This is a genomic window from Pseudoalteromonas sp. SWYJ118 (assembly GCF_015864505.1).
In the GTDB taxonomy this organism is placed as follows: Bacteria; Pseudomonadota; Gammaproteobacteria; order Enterobacterales; family Alteromonadaceae; genus Pseudoalteromonas; species Pseudoalteromonas arctica.
This window is the reverse complement of sequence record NZ_JADYXC010000028.1, coordinates 1-26,683: the sequence shown is the minus strand read 5'-3', so window position 1 is coordinate 26,683 and position 26,683 is coordinate 1. Positions and strand designations below refer to the sequence as shown.

Below are 26,683 nucleotides of genomic sequence, written 5' to 3'. Positions count from 1 at the left end.
TAAAAATGGCCAGTATTAACTGGCCATTTTTTTGTGCTTAAAACTTAATTTATAAGTTACGTTTTAAGCTTATTTAGCTCATTATCTTGCTGGGCAACAAGTGCATTAAGCGCTTCGCTGCTATCCCCTGCTTGTGTAGATAAGTCAGCAAGTTGCGATGCGGCATCAGATATAAGCGTTAAATTACGGTTTATTTCTTCAGTCACTAAGCTTTGCTCTTCGGCAGCGGTGGCAATATGTGTAATTTGATTGGTTATTTCATCAACTTTAACGACAACACTGTGCAGAGCATCAAAAGCTACTGATGTTTCATCAACGGCATTTTGTGCACGTACTACGCCTTTTTCAATAACGGTAGATGCGTTACCTACTTCAGATAATAAACTATCAATTAACTGGCTTATGTCATCTGTTGATGAACGCGTTTTAGAAGCAAGTGCACGTACTTCATCAGCAACAACGGCAAAGCCTCGCCCATGCTCACCTGCGCGCGCAGCTTCAATGGCTGCGTTAAGTGCAAGTAAGTTTGTTTGTTCTGAAATAGTACGAATTACATCTAATATTTGCGTAATGTCTTTACTACGCGAAGCTACTTTTTCAACTGCTTGGTTAGCTTCTTTAATTTCTTCAGACATCGTTTTAACTTGTGTCATCGCTGACGATAAGCTCGACTCACTGCTTACTACCAAGCTATTTATTTCATCGGCTTGTTGGGCTGATTGCTCTGATGCTCTGGCGACTTCGAGTGCTGTTGCGCTCATTTCGTTCATAGCCGTTACCACACTTTCAATTTCTTGAAATTGAGATTGAACATTATGCTTAGTATCAATAGCGATGTGTTGTGCTATTTCGCCTTGCTGTTTAGTTTGCTCAGACACCGCTTTTAGTTCAGAAATTAAATCACGTAGTTTTGCTAAAAATCGATTAAACCCACCAGCTAATGCAATAAGTTCTGCGTGGCTATCAACATGCAATGTATGCGTTAAATCACCCTCAGAACTTGCGAGGTTATCAACCCGCTGTTGAATTTGTTGTAGCGGCGCTATTACACCTGCAATTACTAATTTCATAATAACAAAAGCAACCACAGCAATTATTAAGCCTGTAATTAAAATAATAAACCCGAGTGATGCTGCTGTTTCTTGCATGTTTTTTTCTAGCGCTTCAGGCCCTGCAAGTGCTAGATCTGTAGGTACTTCTATGATTAATGACCACTGAGTGTTTGCTAGTTTTATATCAATTGGATAATTTACTAAATATTCACTATTTGTTTTAAAAATACCGCTTTGCCCTTTAGACTTTTCAATATCATTAAATATAGTAGAACTAACAGCCTCTTTAATTGGACGCCCTAATTTAGATTTATAATGACTGCTGCCTACAACTAAACCTAAATCACTTAATAAGGTTACTTTAGCTTGACCATTGTAAAGCTGCTTAGAAAGCTGCTCAGTCATTACTTGAAAGGTTGGTAGAGTTAAATCAACGCCTGCTAAACCAATAAACTGGCCTGACTTTAAAATAGGCACGGTTAACGAAGTTAGCATTACCGAATCGCCCGATGGGATTTCGTATAAATACGGTTCCATAATACAAGGCTTAAGTGTGTCTTTTGCGCACAAATACCACTGCGCTTCGCGAATACCAAACTCATTAAGCGTTGTTATGTATTTATCGGCGGCATTCGCTACTTTTTGTTGTTCAATTATGCCTTTTTGATCGCGAGTTATGTATACCTCTAACGTACCAGCACTATCTACTGAATGCTTATACCCTTGTTGATATTGAGAGTCTTGCCCATCAAAAGCGTTTGGTTCAAATTGAGAATAAATAGATGATAAGAGAGTGTTTTGTTCTAAAACCGCTTTATTTATACTGACAACTGTATCTCGGTCTAAAGTGCTTTGTTTTGCTGCATCGCCGAGTAGTGCCGCTAATGAATAAGGAACACGGTAAGCTTCATTAATAAAGCCAGCAATTTTTTCTCCGTATCCAGCCGCATGAGCATTAAGCTTTTCTTCTACTTCTACAATAATGTACTCTTCGGATTTGGTCGCTAACTGCTTATTACTTGATGATAACTGCCACCACAAAATGCCTGATAGCACTAGTACAGTTATAAATATACTACCGACACTTAGCCAGAGTAACTTTTTTGCTAACGATATTTCTCGCATTCATCACACCCTTTAAATTAAAACTACTGATACAGTTTAGTAGATCTAACCAACGAAGCTATGAATATCGTTAAACAAATTGAATTTAATACAATACGTTGAGTTTTTTAAAGTTTAGCCAAACGTGCCGTTGTAATTGAGGCTGCAATTAATAAACATACACTTACCCATAAACACGCACTAAGCCCATATACTTGAAAAACCCAGCCAGAAAGCACCGTACCAAGCAAACGCCCTATCGCATTGGCCATATAATAAAAGCCAACGTCGAGCGACACCCCATCGTTTTTAGCAAAACTTACTATTAAGTAACTATGCAGCGATGAATTTACAGCAAATACACCACCAAAAATAAGTAAGCCGATTACAAGCGTAAAATGTACCGCTACATCAAATTGCATCAACAACGCTAAAATGCCAGTTACGCCACTTAATAGAGCAACCCACCAATACGCTTTTTTGACTGAATGTGAGTTTGAATCACTTTGCCCTGTTATACGCGGTGCTTGCGACTGCACCAATCCATAAGCAATTACCCACAAAGCCATAAAGCCGCTTACCCACCAGTGATCCCAGTTAAACTGAGCGGCTAAGTAAACCGGCAATGCAACCACAAACCATACATCGCGCGCCGCAAACAAGCATAAACGCGCTGCACTAAGTAAGTTGATTGCCCGCGATTTAGAAAATAATTCTTTAAACTTAGGTTTGTTTTTAGCTTTACCAATATCGCCTTTTAAAAAAATTAAACTAATAACCCACGCAACACTAAGTAAAGCAATTAGGCTTATTAATGCCCCCACAAAACCAAATACGGTAAGTAGCAAGCCACCTAAAAAAAAGCCCACTCCTTTTAACGCATTTTTAGAGCCTGTAAGTATGGCAATCCATTTATATAATTGGCTTTGCCCTGCATCGTCTTGTGGTACTAAATACTTAATGGCGCTCTTTGCGCTCATTTTATTTAAGTCTTTAGCTATGCCACTCAGTGCTTGCGCTGCCATAACATAGGCAACGGTTAGCCAATCCCCAGGCACGCAAAGCATAGCTAAAGCTACAAGCTGCAGCCCAAGCCCTACATTCATGGTTTTGTTTAACCCTAAATGTGCTCCTAGCCATCCACCTACTAAATTGGTGATTACGCCAAAAATTTCATAAAACAAAAACAACATGGCTATTGCAAATGCACCATAACCCAACTGATGAAAATACAGCACCACCAGCATCCTTAGTGCGCCATCAGTAAGGGTAAATGCCCAGTAATTACCGGTAATTATTAAATATTGTTTTATAGAACTTGGTAAATTAGCTAACTGCGCAAGCATGAATTTAAACCTTTTTAAACGAGATTAAACCACATCACTTTGTGCAACTTTAAGCATTAGCTCAGCCGTACGGTTTGCATAACCCCACTCGTTATCATACCAAGCGTATAATTTAAGCTGAGTATTGTTAATTACCATAGTTGAAAGCGCATCTATGGTGCAACTACGTGGATCTGTTTTGTAATCTATAGATACAAGCGGTCTTTCTTCGTAGCCTAAAATGTCTTTTAGCTCGTTATTTGCAGCATTTTTAAACCAGGTGTTTACTTCATCTTGTGTAACACCGCGCTCAAGCTCAAAAACACAATCGGTAATTGACGCGTTAGTAAGAGGTACACGCACAGCATGGCCGTTTAATTTCCCCTTAAGCTCAGGAAAAATATGCGTAATGGCTGTTGCACTGCCTGTTGTTGTTGGTATTAAACTAGTACCGCACGAACGTGCACGGCGTAGGTCTTTGTGGGGTGCATCTATAATCGTTTGGGTATTAGTAATGTCGTGAATAGTGGTCATTGAGCCGTGCTTAATGCCTACTTTTTCTTGCAGCACTTTTACAATGGGCGCTAAGCAGTTAGTTGTACACGAGGCGGCTGTAACAATTTTATGCTCACTTGGGTTATAAAGGTTATCGTTTACACCCATTACTATATTTAAAATCCCGTCTTCTTTCACAGGAGCCGTTACTACAACACGCTTAACACCTTGTTCTAAATATTGCTTTAGCAATTCAGTGGTTTTCATTTTTCCGCTGGCTTCTATTACTACATCGCAATCTGACCAATCAGTTTCATTTATAGTTTTATTATTCGTCACTAAAATAGTGTGTTTACCTACACTAAAGCTATTATCATCACTAGTAACCTGCTGCGCTAAGCGTCCGTGTACTGAGTCAAACTCAATTAAATGTGCGTGTGTTTTAGCATCGCCCGCTACATCATTTACTTTAATAAACTCTATTTCTGGCCAATCAACTGCTGCACGCAGTGTTAAACGTCCCATACGGCCAAAACCGTTAATACCTACTTTAATAGTCATAATTAAATACCTTTAATAAGTTAATTTATTTACTAATTAGTTAACAACAGCTAGCTGCTCGTTCAGGGCGATTACCCATAGTATTTAACCGCGTTAAATCGTTTTCATAAAATGAAGGGTTTGCAGTCAGGGTTTGCGTTAATACATTTTTAGCCCATTCAGGCAGGGCTTTATTAATACTGTAATAAACCCATTGATTTTGCTTACGGTCGCTCAGTAATCCGCATTGTCTTAATTGTGCTAAATGGCGCGACACTTTAGGCTGGCTTAATTCAAGTGCAGCAACAAGTTCGCACACGCACAGCTCTTCTTGGTCGCTAATTAATAGCATTGCTTTTAAACGCGTATCGTCCGCTAAGCATTTATAAAATTGAAGTGGGTTGAATTGTTCCATAGTGTCCTCGCAGTGTTAGTGCATATACAATAAAACAAAAACTAAACATATGAAATAGTGAATATACGATTATTTGTATATTTAAATTATTTTGCTTTAAAACGCAAAAAAGCACACAACGACTAGTTGTCGTTGTGTGCTTTTATAACTTTTCTTTATTTAGTTATTAAATAACAGAAAGCTCTATTTCAATATTGCCACGTGTTGCGTTTGAATAAGGGCATACTTGATGCGCTTTATCTACAAGCTCTTGCGCAGCTGCTTTATCCATATCACCTAGTGATACAGCCAATTTTACTGCAATACCAAAACCGCCTTCAATAGCACCAATAGACACTTGTGAATTAATATGTGTGTCGCTTGGTAAATCTATTTTTTCGCTACCTGCTACAAATTTAAGTGCGCCAATAAAACATGCTGCATAACCTGCAGCAAATAATTGCTCTGGGTTAGTGCCTTGTCCGTCATCGCCGCCTAAACCTTTAGGTGTTGATAAATTTACATCTAAACGACCATCATCAGATTTAGCTACGCCTTCACGGCCGCCAGTTGCAGTTGCTTTTGCTGTGTAAGCTACGTTTTGTAATACATTCATAATGAACTCCAAAGTTTTAAAATATCAATCAATTTAGTTTGTGTGCAAAATAATAGAGCAAGTAATTAGAGATTGCAAATACTTTGTATGCAAATTAAAATAGCATGTATTGAAATAAAGGATAACGTTATGCCGTTTGAGCAATTAAAGTTAAAAAATCAGTTATGCCACCGGTTATATATGGCATCTAACAGCATTGCGCGTGCGTATCGCGAGCCTTTAAACGAGCTAAATTTAACTTACCCGCAATACGTAGTAATGATGGCGCTGTGGGAGCAAGACGAAATAACAATTGCAGGGCTAATAGATAAAACCGCGATAGACGGCGGTGCAATGACCCAAATACTCAAAAAAATGACAGACAAATCACTACTTGCTGTTATTAAAGACGAGCGCGATAAGCGTAAACGACTCGTGCAACTTACCCAACATGGTCAATCACTTAAGTTAAAAGCGGCTGATATACCTAAAAACATTCAATGTAAATTCGACAGTATTAATACGGCTCAAGCACAGCAGTTAATGCAACTGCTCGATTTAGTAGTAAACGACTTAGCCAATTAGGCACTTTATAGTTAACCAATCAATTTACTTTAAAAGGTATAAATTAAATGACTCATATAAAAAAATTACTCTTAGCAGCGGCATGTAGCACTGCACTTTTAGGCAGCAACGCCGTACTTGCTAATACCGCTAATCAAAATGCTGATTTAAAAACAGTAGCCACTTTTGATGCGCAGCACCCACCGGGTAACATTGCTATTACCCCATCGGGCAGAAAGTTTTTATCTGTGCACGGTTTTTTTGGCCAAAAGCAAAAAATTATGGAGCTTTTAAGCGATGGTACAACTAAGCCCTACCCTAATGAAGAATGGGCATACGCTTACAATAACGGTAAAGGTTTTTACGATGTGCTTGGCATAAACGTATCAAGCGATGGCGTTTTATGGATGCTCGACACTTCAGGGCCAGATCGCGCTGGGCGCTTAGTGGGTTGGGATACAAATAAAGAGCAACTGCATAAAATTATTTATCTGGCTAAACCTACCATTACCGACACCTCATTTTTAAACGATTTAGTCATCGATAATAAGCATGGCGTTGTATACATTGCCGACACAGCCCAAGGCAGCCAAGCCGCTATTATTACGGTAAACCTTAAAACAGGTGTAGCACGCAGAGTGCTACAAAATAGCCATTACACCACAGCCGAAAATATCGATATGGTTATTGATGGGCGCACAATGAGCCTTGGCGGGCAACCTGCGCGCTTAGGTGTTAACCCAATTACGCTTGACCCTAACGAAGACTGGCTTTACTTTGGATCTATGTCGGGCACGTCGGTTTACCGTATTGCCACCAGCGATATAAATAACGAGAGCCTTTCGGCTAAAGCACTTGAGGATAAAGTTACGCGTTACGGCACTAAGCCAATTTCAGACGGTATTATTGTTGATGGCGGCGGTAACGTATACGTAACCGACATAACCAACGGTGCAATTGGCGTAATTAAACCTACTGGCGACTACGAAGTATTATTTAAAGACGATCGTCTTAGCTGGCCAGATGGTTTTAGCTACGGAGCTGATGATAAAATATACTTTACCGTTGATGATTTACATAATTCGCCTGTACTTAATAATGGCAAAAATCAAAGCCACGGTAAGTTTAAAGTAATGTCGTTCGAGCCTTTAGTAAAAGGAAAAGTAGGCCGCTAATTTACTTTTTAAGTGACTGTATTTTTTAAAAAGCCTTGCACATTTAAGTGACCCAATAGTTGCAGGGCTTTTTGTTAAAAACACACCACACTGGTGCATATTTTAAAAATACTTCACCTCTTTGGTGCTAATTCTTTAGTACATATTTACACTTAAATACTAAACACCTGATTTCTATTCATAAAATATTCAAGTTAATGTTGGCATACTTCTTCCTATAAACTGATGTGTTCAGTGAAAATACCAAGGAAAAACCATGTTCAATTTATACCATACTCTTTACCTTTTATGGCGTTTAGACATTAGCGTTTGGCAAGTTAATGATCCAACAAATACCCGCACTACTGCTGATAAAGAACGCGCCTATGTTAAGTAGCATCGTATTGTGTAAAGGCTTGGCATAAAGCTTAAATGTATAAACCTACTTTAGGCTAAGCTTTTGCACACTATGAAATTTATGAATAAACCTTATTTAATTACTTATTAGCCACCTGATATAAAAACGAAGCTCCCTGCAAAAAATCACACATATAAAAACATCGAAAAATTAGTAAAAACACTGCGTTTATAACTTTGCAAGCAGCCCTATTGCGTTGTATTGTTGCACCCTATTGAAAATTTTTAGTTGGAACGTGTATGCACGCTTTGGAAGTTAATTTTGATGGCTTAGTTGGCCCTACTCACAACTACGCTGGTTTATCGTATGGTAATGTTGCCTCGTTAAATAACGCAGCAAGCTTTTCAAATCCTCAAGAGGCTGTGCTTCAAGGCCTTGAAAAAATGAAAGCCATGCACGACAAAGGCCTAACTCAAGGTGTATTTGCCCCTCATGCGCGCCCCGACTTAAACGTACTACGCCGCTTAGGCTTTACCGGTAACGATGCGCAAGTTATTCATAAAGCGTTTAAAGCCGATCCTATTTTATTACGTGCGTGTTACTCAGCGTCTGCAATGTGGACAGCCAATGCCGCTACGGTATCGCCATCTCCTGATACAACCGACGGCAAAGTACATTTTACTTCAGCTAATTTAAATAATAAGTTTCATCGTTCATTAGAGCCTGCAACCACTACGCGCTTATTAAAAGCCATGTTTAATAACGATAAGTACTTTGCACACCATACCCATTTGCCTGACCAAGGCTTTTTTGGCGACGAAGGTGCAGCAAACCATACTCGTTTTTGTGACAGCCACGGCGAGCAAGGTCTTGAAATGTTTGTATTTGGTGCCAGCGCGTTTAACAGCCAATTACCAAAACCCGCTAAGTTTCCTGCAAGGCAAACACTTGAAGCCTCAGAAGCAATTTGTCGCTTACATAACTTAAAAGATTCAAGCCAAATTTTACTACAGCAAAATCCAGACGTAATAGACCAAGGCGTGTTTCATAACGATGTAATTGCAGTAGGTAACGCCAACGTATTACTGTGCCACCAGCAAGCATTTTTAAACCAAGCTTTGGCACTGCAAGATATTCGCGAAGCGTATGTGGGCAATAAAGAATTTTATATTATTGAAGTACCTACCGATAAAGTAAGCATTACCGACGCTGTAAGTAGCTATTTATTTAACAGCCAGCTAGTGAGCCTTGAAGATGGTTCAATGCTGTTAGTGGCACCACAAGAGTGTAAACGCAACAGCGCGGTTAACGCCTACATTGAAGAAATGATTATGGCTGATAACCCAGTAAACCAAGTGCAGTTTTTTGATTTACGCCAAAGTATGCAAAATGGCGGCGGCCCAGCTTGCTTGCGTTTACGTGTAGCTCTTAATGAGCAAGAACTTGCTGCAGTAAACCCAGAGGTTATTTTAACTGATACTAAATACACACAACTGTGTGACTGGGCAAAACGTAACTACCGCGACAAATTAGGCGCAAGTGACTTTGCAGACTCAGCCCTATTAACTGAAAGCTACCAAGCACTTGATGAGCTTACACAACTACTTAATTTAGGCTCAGTGTACGACTTTCAATTAGAGCGTTAATACCTCAGTCAATACAAAAATAGCGAGCCAAGGCTCGCTATTTTTATTTATGTTTATGTTTATTTTTATGCTAATACGTATTTAAGCATCTTTTTTAACAGTTATTGTCGATGCCATCGACTCAGATATATGCAGCGTACGCTGCGGAAACGGAATACTCAGCCCAGCACCTTCAATAGCTTCTTTAACGCGTTTATTTAGATCCCACACGGTTTGCCAATAATCACCATTTACAGTCCATGCGCGTAATTGAATGTTTACCGCGCTTTCACCTATTGATGTCACCATTACTTTAGGTGCAGGCTCTGCGAGTAATCGGCTCTCTGATGCGGCTAATTCTTTAAGCACATTTAAACCAACGTCAATCGAGTCGCCATACGAAATACCCACCACTATGTCCATTCGTCTTTTGCCATTACGGGTAAAGTTTTTAATATTGCCACCCCACACTTTACTGTTAGGGGATGCAATATAAAGACCGTCGGTGGTTTTAAAAATAGTAGTAAATAAATGTATTTCACTCACCGTGCCAAGCGTGCCACTGGCATCAACAAAGTCGCCTATTTTAAAAGGTCTGAGTATTAATAGCATAATTCCAGCGGCAATATTGCTCAGCGTATTTTTAAGAGCTAAACCAATCGCTAAACCAGCAGCGCCCATTAGCGCAATTAAGCTTGCCGTATTAACGCCAAAAATATCTAAAATAAATAGCCCGCCAATTATATAAACTAAATAACCAGCAATACTCGATAAAAGAGGAAGCAGCGTACTATCCACTCTTTTTAATGGCGATTTAGAGTTTTTAATCGCTTTTTTAACCGAACGTGCAATAAGCGCGCTCGCAACTAAAATCGCCAATGCTAAAACCACTTTGTAACCTAAAGTGATGATTGCTTCTGAATGGCTTTGCCAAAACGCTAAAAGTTTATCTTTCATGTTTGTTCCGATAAATGTGGCTGAAACTCAGCAAAATAATGGTTAAATTTAATAAAAACCGACTTCAAAAGAAGTGGCGCGAGTATATAGAATAAAAAATTTTAACCTATCTTTTTTAATCACTTATTTCAATTTTAAAAACAACATTAAAACCATGATTTTTGAGACGCAAAGCCCGCCTATTTACGGCGAATTTATAGCGACTATTCAATGTAGGTTAATCGTTTATTGGTATGGTCGGTTTAAGTTTTTTTACGTTTATTAAAGAGGTTATTCATGGCAAAAGAGAAAATAGTACTCATAACCGGCGCTTCAAGTGGTATTGGCGAAGCAACCGCAAAAACCCTTGTTAATAATGGTCATAAAGTAATACTTACCGCTAGACGCGAAGATAAGTTAACTGAGTTAGTAGAGTCATTAGGCTCAAATAATGCACTGGGCGTAGCTGCGGATGCAACCGACTTTACCGCGCTTGAAAACGTAGTTGCCAAAGGTATTGAGAAGTTTGGCCGATTAGATGTTGCCTTTGCTAATGCAGGCATGGGTGTTTCAACCGCTGGCACCGAAAAAGGTGATCCCGATGAGTGGTCAACTATGATCGACATAAACATTAAAGCCCTACTGTGGACTGCAAAATTAACACTGCCGCATTTACGCCAAAACAAAGGTCACTTTATATTAACCAGCTCTGCCGCTGGCCGTAAGCCAATTGGCGGCTCTATTTACGGTGCAACTAAATGGTTTGCTTATGGCTTTGGACAAAACTTAGCTGAGGAAATGAGCGAATGGAACGGCCGCTGCACAACCATAGCACCAGGGATGGTAAACACCCCGTTTTTTGATGACGCTAAACCCGACAAACTCGACCCACAAGATGTAGCCGACGCCGTACTGTTTGCTATTGAAGCAAACCAGCGCAACAGCGTACGCGAGATTTATTTAATGCCGACTAATTAACGTTGATTGGTTGAGTTCGGGCTGTCAGGTTTAATGCTAATGGTGTTAAACCTGATGGTTCTTAGTACTTAGTTTGGGTTAGGTGTTAGTAGGTAAGAATGAATTAAAGGTATTACGCATTTAAAGTCTTATTAATTGCCAATGCTGCCCTTAAACCATATGTAAGCAAAATATAAGACAACGGCAATATATCCAAAAGAAATAATTAGGTTTACTTTCCAAAGGTTTAGCCAAAAATTGCCTCTGAAATAAGTGCGTTCTCTTACTTCATGGTTGAACAATGCTACTGAAGAGGGCACTAATATTAACGCAGACCAACCAAGTATAGGTAACACCATAAACATAATGCCTATGCCTGTACCTCCTGCTGAAGCGTCGGATGCTTCACCATCAATTGGGGCTAGCATCACGTAGCCTAAAATAAACCCGGCAATCGCAAGTATAAAACCTAAAAGCTGAAGTGTTCGCATAATTATCCTTGGCAACTAACGAGACTGTAAAATAACGCCAACAGCCAAATTCAATTAAAAACAAGATCCTGTAATTAACTCTAAGCGTTTTTAAAGCATTACAAAATTTAGGTTGGGTGTCACTGTAATTCACATAGTAAACACTCCGTTTTTTGATGAAGCTAAACCCGATAAACTCGACCCACAAGATGTAGCAGACGCCGTATTATTTGCCATAGAAGCAAACCAGCGCAACAGCGTACGCGAAATCTATTTAATGCCGACTAATTAACGTTGGCTCGTTAAGTTAGGGCCATCAGGTTTAATGCCTATAGCGTTAAACCTGATGGTTGTTAATATCGAATACATTTTTAATGCACACTGAAAAAATGAAATAAGAGCATTGGTCGTCTAAAGTTTTTGTACACGTACTGAGAACTTAAAAAATTACTTTAATTCACCATAAATGTAGTTATTTCCATGATCCCAAAGTTCTATTTTTTTCCCTTTTAAATCACCGTATATGTAGTTGTTCTCGTGATCCCATAATTCAAACTTAGTGCCTTTTAATTCACCATAAATATAATTATTTCTATGATCCCACAATTCGATTTTATTATTAGGCTTCAATTCACCAAATATGTAGTTACTACTGTGATCCCATAATTCAATTTTAGAATTCATACTATCTCCATGTACATATAACGCCCGAGGCACGCGTGGCTTTGTAATGAAGACGAAGCCTCAACGGAAAAGCCATCGCTGTGACTGAGCTTGTTAAATTCCTAGCACTCGGACTTGCAATATTGTGGAGTAAAGCCACAAAATCAGTTGAGCGCTGCGTTTCTCTGTATTAAAGCTAACTTCACTACCGTGAAGAATTTTATTTCTCGTTTTAGGAATAGTTTCTTCCGAGTCGCCTGCAACAAGCTCGTATGTCTTAATTTTTGAATAGTATGATTGCAGTTGATCTTGTCGAGTTATTGCGTGTTCAAGCTTAGGCACTAAACCCGTTAAATTAGATTTATTGTTAACAGAACCGTCTTCTTTGACTGGGTTTGTTTTCCTTTGATTTATAATGATGTAATTAGCTTTCTCAAATGATTCCGTGAGAACACCTTCAATCTGTCCATAGAGCAAGCAAATACTACCAGCATAGTGACCACTGTTATGTAATTCCAAAGCTTCTTTTATTAAAGGCAATCGATTTTCATCTAGTGTCAAATTGGAATAAAAATTAATAAGTGAGGATTGAAAAGCTTCGCCAGATATTACATCAAGAAGAGAAATTGCACTGGGGTCTTGTTGAAGATCTATAGTTTCAAAAATATGTGCTAATTCAACAACGTCATTCGCAATTTCAAAGTCAGGATCATTTAACCCATAAGTGATGTTATTTATGTAAGGCTCAAGTTGAGGATAAACCTCAGCGAATTGAATCCATAACTCAATACTTTCTCTATGCTCTTCGATAAACTTAGATAACGCTTTGTTCACAGCCACCGCAATTTGCTGCCATTGCTTAATGTGTGGCTCCAGAGCTTTACGAGTAGCAATCAATCCTGGGCCAAAGTCCTCTTTCCACCAAGTCAAAAAATCCTTATGTTCTGGTTGATTACTCACTATACCCTCCTCTGGAATTTGACAATTTAGCCTACAACATTTGTCGTTTTACAAACCGATAAGTGTACCTGTATTACAATGATTTTATCCTAGCTATAAAATAAACAACTGTAAACAGATAGTTAGCTTAGCCTTATCTTTTCTAAATACAGCAAAACCACCAAATTGGTGGAGATCAGTAATATCAGACAAATCGTTGTTTAGTTATACAGCTTGATTATTAGTTAAAAGGTTATATTTTAAATATCTGTGTTTAAACCAATAACGCGTACACCCCATAATTATTAAACTTGTAACTCGTTATTACTTATAAAATTAGTTAAAAATCACAATCTACTCCTATTGAATCCTGTGTATTTTTACTTCATATTAAATACTCTTATTTCTCACTTATTATGCTGTTATGTCATTTTTAAAATTTAGCCATGCACTTATCCTCACACTTGCTAGTACCTTACCGCTTACAAGCCATGCGGCGCTTGATAAAAACGAGCGTGAAATAATAAAACAGGTCGATAAAAACATTCCCCAAGCACTTAAAGAAATAGAGCAAGCTGTAAATATTAATAGCGGTTCGCTTAATATTGAAGGTGTAAAAAAAGTAGGTGCGCTGACAAGCGAGCAACTTAAAGCCATAGGTTTTAAAGTAGAATGGCTTGATGGCAGTGCGTTTAACCGTGCAGGGCATGTATTAGCAACCCATGAGAGTAATGATCCCGATGCAATAAAAATACTGATGATCGGCCATCTAGATACGGTATTTGCCAAAAACGATGACTTTACCACTTATAAAAAGCTTGATGCCAATACAGCCAGTGGCCCAGGCGTTGCCGACATGAAAGGCGGTAACACGATAATAATTACCGCACTTAAAAGCTTACAAGCCCTTAATTTACTCGAAAATGTAAGCATAAAAGTATTATTGACTGGTGATGAAGAAAGCAGCGGTCGCCCACTTAGCTTATCTAAACAAGCTATTGTTGATGCGGCAATTTGGGCTGACGTAGCGCTTGGCTATGAAAATGGCGATAACAATATTAAAACTGCTATGGCGGCGCGCCGTGGTTATACAGGCTGGACGCTAAACGTAACCGCCGATGCTGCACATTCGTCACAAATATTTAGCGAAAGCGTTGGTTATGGCGCTATTTACGAGGCATCGCGTATTTTAAATGACTTTAGAGAGCAACTTGCCACGCAACCTAATTTAACGTTTAATCCAGGGCTTATTGTGGGCGGTACCAATGCCGACTACGACAGTACTAACTCGTCAGCAACGGCGTTTGGTAAAAGTAACGTAATAGCACAAACCGTGCATGTTGCAGGTGATTTACGCGCACTTTCGCCAAAACAATTCGAAAACGCAAAAAGGTCAATGCAACTCATTGCTAGCAACAGTTTAAACGGTAGCAAAGCTGAGCTTATTTTTGAAGATGGTTACCCGCCAATGGCATTAACTGATGGCAATAAAAAGCTATTAGAACTTTACAGCGATGCAAGCCACGATTTAGGCTTCAACAAAGTAGTAGCAGCAAACCCACGTAATGCAGGCGCTGCAGATATTTCGTTTGCGGCAAGCCATGTTGATATGGCACTTGATGGTTTGGGCTTAATGGGCAGCGGCGCGCACACTAAAAACGAAACAGCTGACTTAACCAGCCTTGATAAAAATATCAAAAAAACCGCATTACTTATTTATAGATTAGGGCAGCTACAAGAGTAGGTTTTTTTACAAGTAAGCGAGGGCCAAATAAACTCAGTCCTACGCTTACTTACCGTTACTTTTAAGACATTATTTTAAACAATAAGTCTTTTACTGTTGCAGGCTCAAACGGTTTATCACAAATTGCATCTACCCCTGCTTGGGCTATGTTTGCTAGGTGCGTTTCGTTGGCTTCTGAGCTCACCATTAAAATAGGAATATGCGAGTAGCTATTTGAGCTTCTAACGGCTTCGGTTAGTTCGCGTCCGTCCATTTCGGGCATGTTGTAGTCGGTTACTATTAAATCAAACGATTGATTATTTAAGTGCTCAATAGCTTCTTTGCCGTTTTCAGCTTCTACTGGTGCAGGTATTCCCATACCGGCAAGTACGCGAATAATGTGCTTGCGTGCAAAGCGACTGTCATCTACAACGAGCACCCGTAGTAATGTTACATCGAAATGTTCAAGCTCTACTTCTTCTTCACTAATTATGTCTAGCGTGGCTTTAAGTGCCCGTGTAATAGCGGTTGCACTAAAAGGCTTTGGTAAAATGGCTAATACACCCGATTGACGAAGTTGCTCTAAATACTTTTTATTTCGCTCGCTTGATACAAGCATAAACGGTTGATGCTCGGTGCTTGGGTTTGATCTGATTTTTTGCAATAAGGTGTCGGCTGTTCCATCGGCCAAATACATGGCGCTTATTACTAAATCTGGTTGGTATTTAATAAGCAGTGCTAATGTTTGCTCTTGTGTGGTTGCCGTTTCTACTTGTTTAACGCCACTATCTAATAACGATTTTATAATTATTTTTTGTTGAACGTCTGAAGGTTCTACTAAAAGTATTGATAAATTGGCTATTGCGGTTAAATCACTCATTTATGTCTCTTGTATATTATTATGTTTTTATAAAGCGATTGCTTTTGCTAATTAATATTATAGAACAACATGTATAACTGGAGAGATAAAAACTTTGCAAAATTGTAAATAACATTAAAGATTGCGCGTTAAATACTCATAACGCGCTTACTTTAGTTGTTTTGAATGTACTCCAGTGCCGTCATTTTTTTATAGCTTACATTCGGGTGTAAAATATGAGCCGGCTCGGGGTCTACAACTTCAATGGGAATGTTGTAATCGCGGGCTATTTCTATTGCCATTTGTGTAATATTAACGCTAAACGAGGTACCCATAAATACGATTTTATCGGCGTTGCTCATACGCTTTTGCGCTTCGCTAATTCTATAAAGCTCGGTGTAGTACTCATCAAACAATAAAACATAAGGTTTAAAGGAGCAATTAAGCTCAGGTGCTTGGTTTTTAATATTAAACACTTCAAATAATGAGTTGTGCAAGCAGCTTTCATCAACGTTTTCCCACGGAGCGGTAAATGGCGTTACATCGTCGCCTTGCTCATGAAACAAGGTCATTTGATCGAGCCTGCCGTGTATAGCTATGTAATTTTGATTACCTGCTTTACCATCAAGCCCATCTATGTTTTGAGTGATTAAGTTTTTATTACTCAACCAATGGTGCACGTCGTTTGGGCCATGGTTACGATACGTCGCAAAGCGATGGTAATACCATGCTAAAAACTCTTTAGGAGCGTTTTGGTACATTGCGCGTGTTGCCATTTCCATAGGCGTATAATTTTTACTGCCTATGGTCCAGTAGCCATCCTCACCTCGAAATGTGGGAATACCACTGGCTGCGCTGACTCCCGCCCCGGTAATGTAAAGGGTGTTCATTTTTGAACCTCGTAACCGAGTACGTTAGCACTTACTTGCTGGTTATTATCAATACCGCCAATTCGGTATAAAACACCGTTGTGCTCAAGTAAACCACGGTGATCCATACTTTTTACGTCAACCGGTGATAAAACCTGCCATTCGTTTTTATCAACACTAAAGCGCCAAACATGATTGCTTGCTGGTGCAGGTTTACCGTCGTAGCCTATTGCACTGTAGTTATATGGGTTATTAGAGCCTGCCAGCATATAAATATTGCCGTTATAGCTGGTGGCTGCCATTCGGTAGTGAGCAGTACCCGTTGGGTGTGGCAGCGTGCGCCAATCTATTTTTTGTGGATTAGTTGAATCTATAGAGCCTTTTAAGCACTGTGCTACGCCTGCAAACGAGCGACGCGAATCAGGATTAGCTTGTGTTTTAACACCATCACAAATAACAATGGTATTGCCGCTAATTGCAGCGGCTTGGCCAAATACGGGTTCACCGAGAAATGGCGAGGCTTGTTGCCATGTATTATTTTGTGTGTCGTACACTTGTACTAAATTTACGTTGCCGTCGTTATGCCAGCCGCTAATTAAGTAAATGTAACGCGCTTTATAACTTAGCGCTACGCTGTCGTCTACGGGTACTGGCATGCTCGCAAGGTGGGTGTAAGTATCTTTTATTACGTCGTACTTATATACGTCTGGGCTTGAAACTTCAGTATGATCCTCTGCTACCGTATAGCCGCCAAACACATAGGCGTACTCACCTAAACCCACTGCGGTACTAGCTAAGCGCCCTTTTAGTGGCAAACTTGAAGGCACGCCAGTTTTAGATTGCCACTGTGAATCGCCAATTTTAAGCGCCCACACTTTGTTATGCACTGACGAGTGCTGTTTATCGCGGCCCAGCCCCATAAAGCTTAAAAAATAGGTTTGGTTTTGTGCTGTTACTTTAGCTACCGCATTATTAGCAACAGGCTCTGGTAAAGCGGGAAGACTTGCTAACGCAAGGGAAAAAATAAGGCTCATAAGGCAAATAATTTAATAAAGATTAATATACCCAGATTAAATTATTTTAGCCTTATGAGCCAGTATTGTTATATCTAAATAATCAAACGCTTTTAATTGATAATTAGGCTAGTAGGCAATACTAATATGCTGATTTACATGCGCCGCATTTTGCGCTTCATCAACCATTGCAGTTGCATAATCAGTGACCGATACCTTGCTTTCGCCTGCATCATTCGTAAAAAATGTATTACTGCCGATACGGTAATCGCCTTCATTATCATCTGGACATAATTTGTGGGCAGCCTATTTATCAAGGAACTACCAACAAACTGTTGTAAGAGCATTTATAGATTTTTTAGCGCAGCACTGGCAAACCGATATTAAAAAATATGTCGGCAAGTAAGGCATTGTAGTTAAGGACGCTGTGACTATTGTTTAACCTAAGGTGATAGTTCAGCTTAGTTATTGAGGTAAATAGGTTACCGTTATCTAAGCCTCGTTGTTTATTTTTGTACATAGCTTGATCAGCATACTTTATGAGTTCGTGATCTGTTTGGCCGTGCTCGGGGTAGTTTGCAATTCCTATACTGGGTGAAATATTTAGTAGTACGTCATCTAACTTAAAGACGGCTTTAAACTCAGTGAGGACTTTATTTTTTATTCTGACGGTTTCGTGGCTAGAACTTAAGTTATCTAAAATAATTAAAAATTCGTCTCCGCCTAAACGCCCTACTGTGTCGTAATGCCTTACTGACGCTGAAAGCCTTTTTGCTATAGCGCATAAAAGCTTATCGCCAATTTCATGTCCGTGAGTATCGTTTACTGCTTTAAAGCCATTTATGTCTATAAACAGTAAAGAAAAAAACGTGTTGTCTCTGGTTGCACTAATAATTACTTTTTCTAATCGATTCATTAATAAAGAACGATTTGGTAGGCCAGTTAACACATCGTGCCGTGCCATATAATGGAGTTGATCTTCCATTACTTTACGTTCAGTTATATCGTGCGCGACAGCGATTCTTACTTGATGTTGCTCTGACCAACGAACAGACCATAATATATGAACTACTTGACCATCTTTTCTCATCCAACGGTTTTCAAAGCGAGGGTTCACCATTCCGCCAGACAACAGCGAAGTTACGGCATTATGCGTTTTATAATGATCACCTTCGTAAACATAGTTAATCATTTTTTTGCCTACAACTTCGTCGGCCGTATAACCAAAAATTTGCTCAAATGCTGCGCTTACAAAAACAAATGTGCCTTGTTTATCTACCACGCATACCGCATCAAGCATTAAATCGAGTACTTCTTCTACATTAATTAATTCATTTTTTTCCATACTTTGGTGCCTTCAAAGCAAAACCAAGCGAATTTAAGTATTCTATATACCTTTAATAAAAGCAAAGAGAATTAAGTACTCAACAATAGTTAATTTAACGTTACACTATAATTTTATTTTTATGCCACTCTCTCTACCTTTATAAAAACATGGTCTAAAATATTAATGACCTAAAAGTGCTTTTAAATCCCTCTAAAATAGACTAACTTTTAACTTATATAACTGATAGCTATGAGTAACTTCCTCTTTGCTTACTCTGCTGAAAATATTTATATGAAGGCTGTATACTTTATTTCCAGATTTTTTTTACAATTCGTAACGTGTAATAAAAATTTAATAACTACAAAATTGATTTGTTTGATTTAATCGTAATTATACTTTTACATTGCTAATATATGTTAACATTGTGTGATATCACATGTTTTACAAAAACAATGACTGTTTTTGATTTTTTGATTGCGCTGGAGACTTTTGGGTGAAAATATCACAACGTTTATTTTGGCCGTTACTTTTTGTTTGCCCACTTTTAGCGGCTGAGCCGTTTGAAGACGAAGACCTTGATCTTGATGCTTTAATGGGTATGGATGTGCAAGCAACCTCTGCAATGAAAAGAGCGCAATCAGCATTTGATACCGCTTCATCTATTTACGTTTTAAGTAAAGAGCAAATAACAAAATCTGGAGCAACCTCTGTTCCCGAAGCACTCAAAATGGTGCCTGGTTTAATTGTACGTCAGCTCGATAATAATCAATGGGCTATTTCATCAAGAGGCATTGCCTCTCGCTTTTCAAGCAAACTGTTAGTAATGATTGATGGGCAAAGCTTGTATACCCCAAAATTTGCGGCAGTTTACTGGGAAACCCTAAACGTGCCTTTGTACGATATTGAACGCATTGAGGTAATACGCGGACAAGGCGGGTTACTTTGGGGTAGCAACGCAAATAATGGTGTAATTAACATTATTACTAAAAATAGTATTGATACTCGCGGTGGATACGCAAATATAACCACTGGTAACCAAATAAATGCTGATGCAAACCTTCGCTACGGTGGTGATATAAGTAACAAAGGAAGTTACCGAGTTTACGGCCACTTAAAAGATGCCAATGAGTCAAAAAAAGGAATTTCACTCACTCCAAGCGATACAACCAAGCAAAATTCTTTAGGTTTTAGGGCTGACTTTACCCCTAGTGATGAGTGGTCAGCACTACTTCAAGGCGATATAACTCACTCAAAACTTGGCCAAAACTATCGAGGCGTTATAGATGAAACCAACGCAAACATTGCATTTTCGGATGATTTAAAACGAACAGACTCACGCATAATGGCAAGGTTAGAAAATAGAATGTCGCCAGATGCAAACCAGATGCTACAAGTTTCTTGGCTTAAACAAAATGGCTCTCAAAATTATATTAAAGAAGACTTTCAATCGATAGATATTGATTATCAGATGAACTTTATATATCAATCTCTACAACTAGATTGGGGCTTAAACTACCGATACAATTCTATATCTTTCGCAGAAAGCGTATTTTTAGATAGTGATAAAGACTTCGATAACCTCACACAATATGGTGCACTTGTCCAAGCTCAGTACAATGTGATTCCTGATACCCTTGACTTTATTATTGGTACTAAACTTGACCATAACGATTTAACTGGGTGGGAAAATCAACCATCAGCAAGACTTATTTATAAGCCAGCCGACAACAACATTGTATGGGGTGCTGTATCACGAAGTGTTCGAACTCCTACTCTAATTGAGTTTAACGATAACTTTAAAGTTAATGGTACAAAAGTAATAAACCTAGCGGGTATCAGTTCAGGCTTTGAACAAATAGACAACTATAGAATTCCAACATACCTAAATGGTAATGACAATGTTGAATCGGAAAACTACTTATCTTATGAGCTAGGCTACCGATTTACAACTAACGACTGGTCGTTAGATTTATCGTCTTATTATACTGATGCTAAAAATGTAGCGGTTATTGATATGAATACTCATGCTGAGCAATTCATTCCTATACTCGATTTATTTCTAGCAGGGAGAATTCCAGAAGTCTTTCAAGCACTAACAATGACTCGCTTAGATTTAGACTTTGCATCTGTAGCAGACACAACCACTAAAGGGTTCGACCTAGTTGTATCATGGCAACCAGTTGATAACCTCAATACTGAGTTTGGCTATAGCTATACTGACTATAATTACGACTTACCTCCAAGAGTAGAACCGGCTATCGGCTATGACTCTAAAAACAGGCAGTTATTTGTAAAAGCCGATTATACATTCTTAGATGACCATAATGTATTTGCGACATTACGATCAGTAAACTCCAATGCATATAACACCGATAATTACACAACGTTAGATATTAGTTGGAATTGGCAGGCTACTCCAGTGTGGTCTACTGCAATTTCAGGTAAAAACCTATTTTCAGGTTCACATATTGAGTACAACAATACGCGCGAAACCTATACATTACCGAACTATATTGATGAATGTATTACATTCACTATTTCAGCAAATTTCTAAGTTAATTAGATGATTAAGTTAAGAAGTATAATTCACAGTAGCTTAATAACATTGACACTTTTTAGTGCCAGCGTTAGCGCTGTTGAAAAAGAATACATGTTAAAAGCAGGCTTCTTATATAACTTTGCACGTTTTGGACACTGGGATTATCAATTAGAATCCCTTAATGAATTTACTATTTGTAGCCCTGATAAATACTTTATTAATGTGGCTAATACCGCTTTAAAAAATCGCACGATAAAAAACTTACCTCTATACAACAAATTAATTACTCTTGATGAAGTCTCAACTTCTGCGTGTAACATGCTATTTATTACCTCGGATACATTTGCTCAATGGCAAAACATAACTCCTTTAGATCTAAAAAATATTATGGTCATTGGTGAAACAGACTCATTTATTGAAAATGGCGGCCATATCAAATTCTTTCTTTCCAGTGGTAAAATTCGCTTTGAAATTGCACCACAACAGCTTAAAGATGCAGGCATTACTATGAGTTCAAAAGTACTACGCCTAGCCCGCGTTGTAGAAAGGTAATGTAATGAAAAAACTATTTTCACTCAATACAATAAGTAAAAAATTATTATTCATCTTAATGAGTGTAGCGCTCGTATCTACCGCAATAGTGACGATTGTATTTAGTGCTTATGAGATCAGCAGCGCTAAAGAGGAGCAAATAGAAAGCTTAGGTTCTCTGTCAAAAATGCTTTCACCCAATATAACTACCGCACTTATGTTTGACGATATAGACGCAGTACAAGAACTTATAAACCCAATACTGATGCGAGCAGATGTCATTAGTATAATGGTAATGAGTACGACTGGTGAACAATTAGCTATTGCACACTCCGAAGATACACAAACAGAACAAAGCATTGAAGTTAATACTTTGCTTCAACTTGATATGTATAATTATGGTGTATTAAAGATACGTGCTAACGACAGCTACATTAAAGAAAGAATCACTTTTTATACCAAGTTTATAATGATCCTGATGGTATTTACCTTTGCGGTTAGCCTTATTTTGTCTCTTTTACTAAGGCGCCGCTTTTTAAACCCAATTTTATATTTAGCACAAACAGCCAGTAAAATAACAACATCACATGACTATAGTTTACGCGCAGAACAACTATCACAAGATGAAGTCGGACAGTTAACATCTTGTTTTAACGATATGTTATATAATATCGAAAAAAGAGAAAACTCATTAGAAAATCAAGTAAGGCTCCGTACTAATGAACTTGAAAATGCAAATATTCAGTTGCAACAATATGCCTACCAGGACGGATTAACCGATTTACCAAATAGACGGTATTTTTACGAGAAACTACAAAGCTTAGTAAGTGTTGAAGGAATGAAATTCGCACTTATATTTATAGATTTAGATGGTTTTAAAGAAGTAAACGATAGCCTTGGCCACGACTACGGGGATTTATTATTACACCAAGTAGGAGCCAGGCTTCAAAGCTGTATAACAAGTAAAGATACAGTAGCTCGTTTAGGCGGAGACGAATTTACATTAATTTTAGAGGGTGTAAACAGTCCAGATGAAGCATCAAAAATTGCCGAAGCTATAAAAAACAGCTTAATGCAGAGCATTAAAATAAAAAAAGAAACGGTATTTGTTACTGCAAGCATAGGTTTAACGTTTTTTCCTACTGATGGTTCAACAGTAGAAGAACTCGTTAAACGTGCGGATCAAGCGATGTACTTGTCTAAAAATAAAGGTCGAAATCGCTACGAGTTTTTCTCGTATACTATTGAAGAAAAAGCCACAGAAAAACGTCGCCTAATAGAAGAAATACGCATAGCAATAACTCATAATCAATTTGAATTATATTACCAACCTATATTTTCAATTGATGGACAATCTGTGCCAAAAGCTGAAGCCCTTATTCGTTGGAATCATCCTGACAGAGGCCTAATAGGACCCAATGAATTTATACCCGTCGCTGAAAAAAATGGGTTAATAAACGACATCGGTCAATGGGTAAAATCTCAAGCGATTCAAGATACCGTTCAATTTAACGTTTTGAGTAAAAAAACAATTCAAATAAGTGTAAATACATCACCGCTTGAAATTGATCGTGCTGGTTGCTGGGTAGATGATTGGATTGCAGCAAGTAAGGAATATCAGCTGCCTGCAAAAACTATATTAATTGAAGTAACTGAAAACACACTAATGGATCCAGACTCGTCAATACAGCGACAATTAAAACGGTTGAGCGCCATTGATATAGATATAGCTATTGATGACTTTGGTGTTGGATACTCTTCTCTTGCGTATTTACAGCGTTTAGACATCGATATTTTAAAAATAGATCGCTCGTTTATCAATGACCTTGAATCTAATGATAATAGTATCGCTCTCGTTAAAGCAATTATTACTATGGCACATAATTTAGATGTTATGGTTGTTGCTGAAGGCGTAGAAACACAAAAACAATACGATCTATTAAAGCAGCTTGCTTGCGATTATATCCAAGGCTACATTTTTTCAAAGGCAGTTTCTAAAAAAGAGTTTATTAAAAAATATATAGAACAAAAAGAAGTTATCTAGCTTATGCCTGTTATGCTGAAATTTATTAATCCAACATGGAGCAACCCACTAACTCTTTAATTTAAATCCTATATATTTAGAGTTTAATCCCAAGCTATAACCAACGAGGCACAAGTTGTTTATACTCTTTGTATTGTGTAGAAAAACGATGAGCTAAATGAGCCTCTTCAACTAACGTTTGTCTATAAATAGCTGCAAAACCAATAACTAAACAGATCAAACTAAATATACTAGGTAAGGCTAAAAAGAAACCCACCTGCGCTGCTACAACACCTAAATACATCGGATTCCTAGAGTATTCATATAGTCCTGATGTTTTAAGCTCATGCGGTCCCTTGGGATCAATTCCTGAGCGCCAAAGTGCTGCCATATGAAAATGTACAAACATCGTTAAAATAAAGCCTGCGGTCAATAATACATCACCGAATAATACACCTGGCCAGCCATTCAGAATTGGGAATAATCCAAGATAACTATCTAACTCAGGTACAAACACCCTAATTACACATACAAACCAAATAGCAGCTCTGAAAAATTTAAAAACCATATGGTTCCACCAACTAGTACAGTATTTATCACCGGGATAAATAACGCCTGATGGTGTATCTCGATTTTTATAAATAATTCTAAATGTATAAAACCCCGCAACAAAAGTATAAAAAATAGCTAAGTAAATACGTGTAAATTCAACTAGCGAAGTAGAGTCATCTAAAAATGTTTCATAGGGCATCTAGTTACAGCTCACAATCATTATTGGTAGTAATTTTAAAACAACTAACTCAATAAATTTTAGTTATAAGGTCATGAAATTATATTAGTATTCATTGCCTTCATAAACAAGTTAAGTCAGAGGTTTGTTAACGAGTAATCATTAACTAATACCATTAATTTAAAATAACTTTGATTTATGAGGATCTCATACTTTTTATATAATACCAATCTGCTTATATATTTGAATTGATATTATTCACTCATATTTTTACATTCTATATATGCAAAAAACGACTATTTCGGTTAGGACTTTCTTTAATTTGAAGCTTTGTACAGTGCAATAGTGCCCTCAGCGTTAGGAATTCACAGTGAAAGACTACACTCGCATCGGCGATGCCACTTTAACTAGTTAAATTAAGTAGATTATTCACTGAGAGACGCTTCGCTCTAGAGAAATACCTAAATCATTTTTCTGCAAATGTAAAAAAGCCCAGATCGTTAGGTTCGGGAGTTCTACAACTTAAAGCTTGTATGATGTCATGATACCTACAGCGGGGCAGAGTCACAGTGAAATGCTGCGAACTAATTGCTGAGCGGTGAATTTTATGATTTTAGCGTCGGGAGTCGCTTCGCTCGCCCGACCTACGCGTTGGGTGTTGAATGAGTGTACATTAATTGTGCGCATTTTACTTTTCTGCAGACGTAAAAAAGCCCGACTATTTGAAGCCTGGTAATGTCGTGGTGCCCACAGCGGTAGAAAGTCACGTAGCAAATGCTACTTTATTGGCCGACTGAGATATTGAGGGATTTTATTGTGATTTTGGTGTGATTTTAAGCGTCGGGAGTAGTTACGCTCGCCCGACCTACGTGCTAGGTGCTGAATGAGTGTGCATTAATTACGCAGATTTCACTTTTCTGCAGACGTAAAAAAGCCCGAATCGTTAGATCCGGGCTTTCTACAATATGAGGTCGGTGCGCTACGTAGTAGGATGTCGGAGTGCCTACAGCGGTAGAAAGTCACAGTGAAATGCTACTTCATTGGCCGACTGAGATATTGAGGGGTTTTGTTGTGATTCTAGCGTCGGGAGTCGCTACGCCCGACCTACGTCGTGGGTGTTGATGAGTGTGTATTAATTGCGCATATTTCACTTTTCTGCAGACGTAAAAAAGCCTGAATCTTTAGATTCGGGCTTTCTACTATTTGAGGTCGGTGCGCTACGCAGTAGGATGTCGTAGTGCCCACAGCGGTAGAGAGCCACAGTGAAATGCTACACTATCTTTGTGTCGGGGCGGCCTTCCGCGGGGCTCGCCTTCGAGCTGTTTTGTTTCACTACTGAGTTCGGTAAGCGCTCTTGGCTATTTATTAAATCCCAGACAGTAAAAAACCCGTCACATTGCTGTAACGGATTTCTACAATTTGAAGCCTGGTAATGTCGTAGTGCCCACAGCGGTTGAGAGCCCCATAGCAAATGCTACACTATCTTTGTGTCGAGGCGGGCTCGCCTTCGAGCTGTTTTGTTTCACTACTGAGTTCGCTATGCGCTCTTGGCTATTTATTAAATCTCAGACAGCAAAAAGCCCGTTACATTGCTGTAACGGGTTTCTACAATTTGAAGCCTGGTAATGTCGTGGTGCCCACAGCGGTAGAAAGTCACATAGCAAATGCTGCGAACTCATTGCTGAGCGGTGAATTTTATGATTTTAGCGTCGGGAGTCGCTGCGCTCGCCCGACCTACGTGATGGTTGTTGCTGTGAGTGGATGTTAATTACGCAACTTTTACTTTTCTGCAGACGTAAAAAAGCCCGAATCGTTAGATTCGGGCTTTCTACAATTTGAAGCCTGGTAATGTCCTACTTTCACATAGCAAATGCTACACTATCATCGGCGCTGTTTCG

22 protein-coding genes and 2 pseudogenes are annotated in these 26,683 nt (G+C 38.6%); 9 read left to right on the top strand and 15 right to left on the bottom strand.

What is annotated here, in order from left to right:
* Positions 1–56 precede the first annotated feature (56 nt).
* The 5 genes from I6F48_RS18875 to I6F48_RS18855 all read right to left on the bottom strand — a co-directional run bounded on the left by I6F48_RS18875 (position 57) and on the right by I6F48_RS18855 (position 5,526).
* Entirely contained in the window at positions 57–2,177 is a 2,121-nt protein-coding gene (locus I6F48_RS18875) for a methyl-accepting chemotaxis protein (protein ID WP_197120067.1), read from the bottom strand.
* A gap of 107 nt (positions 2,178–2,284) precedes the next feature.
* Positions 2,285–3,502 carry an organoarsenical effux MFS transporter ArsJ gene (arsJ, locus tag I6F48_RS18870; RefSeq protein WP_101163124.1) on the bottom strand — a complete coding sequence of 406 codons (1,218 nt, stop codon included), beginning with the start codon at positions 3,500–3,502 and terminating at the stop codon, positions 2,285–2,287.
* A gap of 24 nt (positions 3,503–3,526) precedes the next feature.
* Positions 3,527–4,537, bottom strand: a complete 1,011-nt coding sequence (locus I6F48_RS18865) for an ArsJ-associated glyceraldehyde-3-phosphate dehydrogenase (RefSeq protein ID WP_197120066.1) — start codon at positions 4,535–4,537, stop codon at positions 3,527–3,529.
* Positions 4,538–4,577: 40 nt separating this feature from the next.
* Positions 4,578–4,931: a metalloregulator ArsR/SmtB family transcription factor gene (locus tag I6F48_RS18860; RefSeq protein ID WP_165729438.1), complete on the bottom strand. Its 354-nt coding sequence runs from the start codon at positions 4,929–4,931 to the stop codon at positions 4,578–4,580.
* Positions 4,932–5,097: 166 nt separating this feature from the next.
* Positions 5,098–5,526: an organic hydroperoxide resistance protein gene (locus tag I6F48_RS18855; RefSeq protein ID WP_165729437.1), complete on the bottom strand. Its 429-nt coding sequence runs from the start codon at positions 5,524–5,526 to the stop codon at positions 5,098–5,100.
* A gap of 129 nt (positions 5,527–5,655) precedes the next feature.
* Between I6F48_RS18855 and I6F48_RS18850 the strand changes: the two genes are divergently transcribed.
* From I6F48_RS18850 to astB, 3 genes are all read left to right on the top strand, one after another.
* Complete coding sequence (locus I6F48_RS18850) at positions 5,656–6,090, top strand: MarR family winged helix-turn-helix transcriptional regulator (protein ID WP_197120074.1); 435 nt, start codon at positions 5,656–5,658, stop codon at positions 6,088–6,090.
* A 47-nt stretch (positions 6,091–6,137) separates the two neighbouring features.
* Positions 6,138–7,244: an L-dopachrome tautomerase-related protein gene (locus I6F48_RS18845; RefSeq protein WP_197120065.1), complete on the top strand. Its 1,107-nt coding sequence runs from the start codon at positions 6,138–6,140 to the stop codon at positions 7,242–7,244.
* 636 nt (positions 7,245–7,880) lie between these two features.
* The gene (gene astB / locus I6F48_RS18840) at positions 7,881–9,227 is read left to right on the top strand and encodes an N-succinylarginine dihydrolase (protein ID WP_197120064.1); all 1,347 of its coding nucleotides are present in this window, start codon (positions 7,881–7,883) and stop codon (positions 9,225–9,227) included.
* Positions 9,228–9,308: 81 nt separating this feature from the next.
* Here astB and I6F48_RS18835 read toward each other — a convergent pair whose 3' ends face one another.
* On the bottom strand, positions 9,309–10,163 hold the full coding sequence (locus tag I6F48_RS18835; RefSeq protein ID WP_197120063.1) for a mechanosensitive ion channel family protein: 855 nt from the start codon (positions 10,161–10,163) through the stop codon (positions 9,309–9,311).
* Positions 10,164–10,439: 276 nt separating this feature from the next.
* Between I6F48_RS18835 and I6F48_RS18830 the strand changes: the two genes are divergently transcribed.
* Entirely contained in the window at positions 10,440–11,120 is a 681-nt protein-coding gene (locus I6F48_RS18830) for an SDR family oxidoreductase (protein WP_165741038.1), read from the top strand.
* Positions 11,121–11,251: 131 nt separating this feature from the next.
* Here the strand turns inward: I6F48_RS18830 and I6F48_RS18825 are convergent, their stop codons facing one another.
* Entirely contained in the window at positions 11,252–11,590 is a 339-nt protein-coding gene (locus I6F48_RS18825) for a carbon starvation protein CstA (protein ID WP_166377497.1), read from the bottom strand.
* Positions 11,591–11,723: 133 nt separating this feature from the next.
* Between I6F48_RS18825 and I6F48_RS18820 the strand changes: the two are divergent.
* Positions 11,724–11,861 (top strand): annotated as a pseudogene (locus I6F48_RS18820) (short-chain dehydrogenase); the annotation flags it as partial.
* A 155-nt stretch (positions 11,862–12,016) separates the two neighbouring features.
* On the opposite strand, the gene I6F48_RS18815 reads toward I6F48_RS18820, so the two are convergent.
* Both I6F48_RS18815 and I6F48_RS18810 read right to left on the bottom strand, forming a co-directional pair.
* A complete protein-coding gene (locus I6F48_RS18815; protein ID WP_197120062.1) occupies positions 12,017–12,253 on the bottom strand; it encodes a hypothetical protein in 237 nt (78 codons plus the stop codon).
* A gap of 93 nt (positions 12,254–12,346) precedes the next feature.
* Positions 12,347–13,192, bottom strand: coding sequence for a hypothetical protein (locus I6F48_RS18810; RefSeq protein WP_197120061.1), 846 nt, complete (start codon positions 13,190–13,192; stop codon positions 12,347–12,349).
* A 403-nt stretch (positions 13,193–13,595) separates the two neighbouring features.
* Here I6F48_RS18810 and I6F48_RS18805 point away from each other — a divergent pair, with 403 nt between their 5' ends.
* Positions 13,596–14,915 (top strand): M20/M25/M40 family metallo-hydrolase, encoded by a 1,320-nt coding sequence (locus I6F48_RS18805; protein ID WP_197120060.1) that lies wholly within the window; start codon positions 13,596–13,598, stop codon positions 14,913–14,915.
* Between the two features lie 61 nt (positions 14,916–14,976).
* On the opposite strand, the gene I6F48_RS18800 is transcribed toward I6F48_RS18805, so the two are convergent.
* From I6F48_RS18800 to I6F48_RS18785, 5 genes and pseudogenes are all read right to left on the bottom strand, one after another.
* Complete coding sequence (locus tag I6F48_RS18800) at positions 14,977–15,774, bottom strand: response regulator (RefSeq protein ID WP_197120059.1); 798 nt, start codon at positions 15,772–15,774, stop codon at positions 14,977–14,979.
* A gap of 152 nt (positions 15,775–15,926) precedes the next feature.
* Positions 15,927–16,643 (bottom strand): SIR2 family NAD-dependent protein deacylase, encoded by a 717-nt coding sequence (locus tag I6F48_RS18795; protein WP_197120058.1) that lies wholly within the window; start codon positions 16,641–16,643, stop codon positions 15,927–15,929.
* Positions 16,640–17,656, bottom strand: a complete 1,017-nt coding sequence (locus tag I6F48_RS18790; RefSeq protein ID WP_197120057.1) for a Kelch repeat-containing protein — start codon at positions 17,654–17,656, stop codon at positions 16,640–16,642. The genes I6F48_RS18795 and I6F48_RS18790 overlap by 4 nt, the downstream gene beginning before the upstream one ends.
* A gap of 108 nt (positions 17,657–17,764) precedes the next feature.
* A pseudogene (locus I6F48_RS21565) lies at positions 17,765–17,923 on the bottom strand (epimerase); the annotation flags it as partial.
* A gap of 70 nt (positions 17,924–17,993) precedes the next feature.
* Entirely contained in the window at positions 17,994–18,980 is a 987-nt protein-coding gene (locus tag I6F48_RS18785) for a sensor domain-containing diguanylate cyclase (RefSeq protein WP_231615266.1), read from the bottom strand.
* A 475-nt stretch (positions 18,981–19,455) separates the two neighbouring features.
* On the opposite strand from I6F48_RS18785, the gene I6F48_RS18780 reads away from it, so the two are divergent.
* The 3 genes from I6F48_RS18780 to I6F48_RS18770 are packed head-to-tail and all read left to right on the top strand — an operon-like array spanning position 19,456 to position 24,076.
* Positions 19,456–21,516, top strand: coding sequence for a TonB-dependent receptor plug domain-containing protein (locus tag I6F48_RS18780; protein ID WP_197120056.1), 2,061 nt, complete (start codon positions 19,456–19,458; stop codon positions 21,514–21,516).
* Between the two features lie 9 nt (positions 21,517–21,525).
* The gene (locus I6F48_RS18775) at positions 21,526–22,053 is read left to right on the top strand and encodes a YfiR family protein (RefSeq protein WP_166421902.1); all 528 of its coding nucleotides are present in this window, start codon (positions 21,526–21,528) and stop codon (positions 22,051–22,053) included.
* A gap of 4 nt (positions 22,054–22,057) precedes the next feature.
* Entirely contained in the window at positions 22,058–24,076 is a 2,019-nt protein-coding gene (locus I6F48_RS18770; RefSeq protein ID WP_197120055.1) for an EAL domain-containing protein, read from the top strand.
* Positions 24,077–24,170: 94 nt separating this feature from the next.
* Here I6F48_RS18770 and I6F48_RS18765 read toward each other — a convergent pair whose 3' ends face one another.
* Positions 24,171–24,806: a methyltransferase family protein gene (locus I6F48_RS18765; protein WP_197120054.1), complete on the bottom strand. Its 636-nt coding sequence runs from the start codon at positions 24,804–24,806 to the stop codon at positions 24,171–24,173.
* Positions 24,807–26,683 lie beyond the last annotated feature (1,877 nt).

Coding starts and splice junctions, on each gene's coding strand:
- I6F48_RS18875 (WP_197120067.1), bottom strand. CDS start 2,177: ATGCGAGAAATATCGTTAGCAAAAAAGTTACTCTGGCTAAGTGTCGGT.
- arsJ (WP_101163124.1), bottom strand. CDS start 3,502: ATGCTTGCGCAGTTAGCTAATTTACCAAGTTCTATAAAACAATATTTA.
- I6F48_RS18865 (WP_197120066.1), bottom strand. CDS start 4,537: ATGACTATTAAAGTAGGTATTAACGGTTTTGGCCGTATGGGACGTTTA.
- I6F48_RS18860 (WP_165729438.1), bottom strand. CDS start 4,931: ATGGAACAATTCAACCCACTTCAATTTTATAAATGCTTAGCGGACGAT.
- I6F48_RS18855 (WP_165729437.1), bottom strand. CDS start 5,526: ATGAATGTATTACAAAACGTAGCTTACACAGCAAAAGCAACTGCAACT.
- I6F48_RS18850 (WP_197120074.1), top strand. CDS start 5,656: ATGCCGTTTGAGCAATTAAAGTTAAAAAATCAGTTATGCCACCGGTTA.
- I6F48_RS18845 (WP_197120065.1), top strand. CDS start 6,138: ATGACTCATATAAAAAAATTACTCTTAGCAGCGGCATGTAGCACTGCA.
- astB (WP_197120064.1), top strand. CDS start 7,881: ATGCACGCTTTGGAAGTTAATTTTGATGGCTTAGTTGGCCCTACTCAC.
- I6F48_RS18835 (WP_197120063.1), bottom strand. CDS start 10,163: ATGAAAGATAAACTTTTAGCGTTTTGGCAAAGCCATTCAGAAGCAATC.
- I6F48_RS18830 (WP_165741038.1), top strand. CDS start 10,440: ATGGCAAAAGAGAAAATAGTACTCATAACCGGCGCTTCAAGTGGTATT.
- I6F48_RS18825 (WP_166377497.1), bottom strand. CDS start 11,590: ATGCGAACACTTCAGCTTTTAGGTTTTATACTTGCGATTGCCGGGTTT.
- I6F48_RS18815 (WP_197120062.1), bottom strand. CDS start 12,253: ATGAATTCTAAAATTGAATTATGGGATCACAGTAGTAACTACATATTT.
- I6F48_RS18805 (WP_197120060.1), top strand. CDS start 13,596: ATGTCATTTTTAAAATTTAGCCATGCACTTATCCTCACACTTGCTAGT.
- I6F48_RS18800 (WP_197120059.1), bottom strand. CDS start 15,774: ATGAGTGATTTAACCGCAATAGCCAATTTATCAATACTTTTAGTAGAA.
- I6F48_RS18795 (WP_197120058.1), bottom strand. CDS start 16,643: ATGAACACCCTTTACATTACCGGGGCGGGAGTCAGCGCAGCCAGTGGT.
- I6F48_RS18790 (WP_197120057.1), bottom strand. CDS start 17,656: ATGAGCCTTATTTTTTCCCTTGCGTTAGCAAGTCTTCCCGCTTTACCA.
- I6F48_RS18785 (WP_231615266.1), bottom strand. CDS start 18,980: ATGGAAAAAAATGAATTAATTAATGTAGAAGAAGTACTCGATTTAATG.
- I6F48_RS18775 (WP_166421902.1), top strand. CDS start 21,526: ATGATTAAGTTAAGAAGTATAATTCACAGTAGCTTAATAACATTGACA.
- I6F48_RS18770 (WP_197120055.1), top strand. CDS start 22,058: ATGAAAAAACTATTTTCACTCAATACAATAAGTAAAAAATTATTATTC.
- I6F48_RS18765 (WP_197120054.1), bottom strand. CDS start 24,806: ATGCCCTATGAAACATTTTTAGATGACTCTACTTCGCTAGTTGAATTT.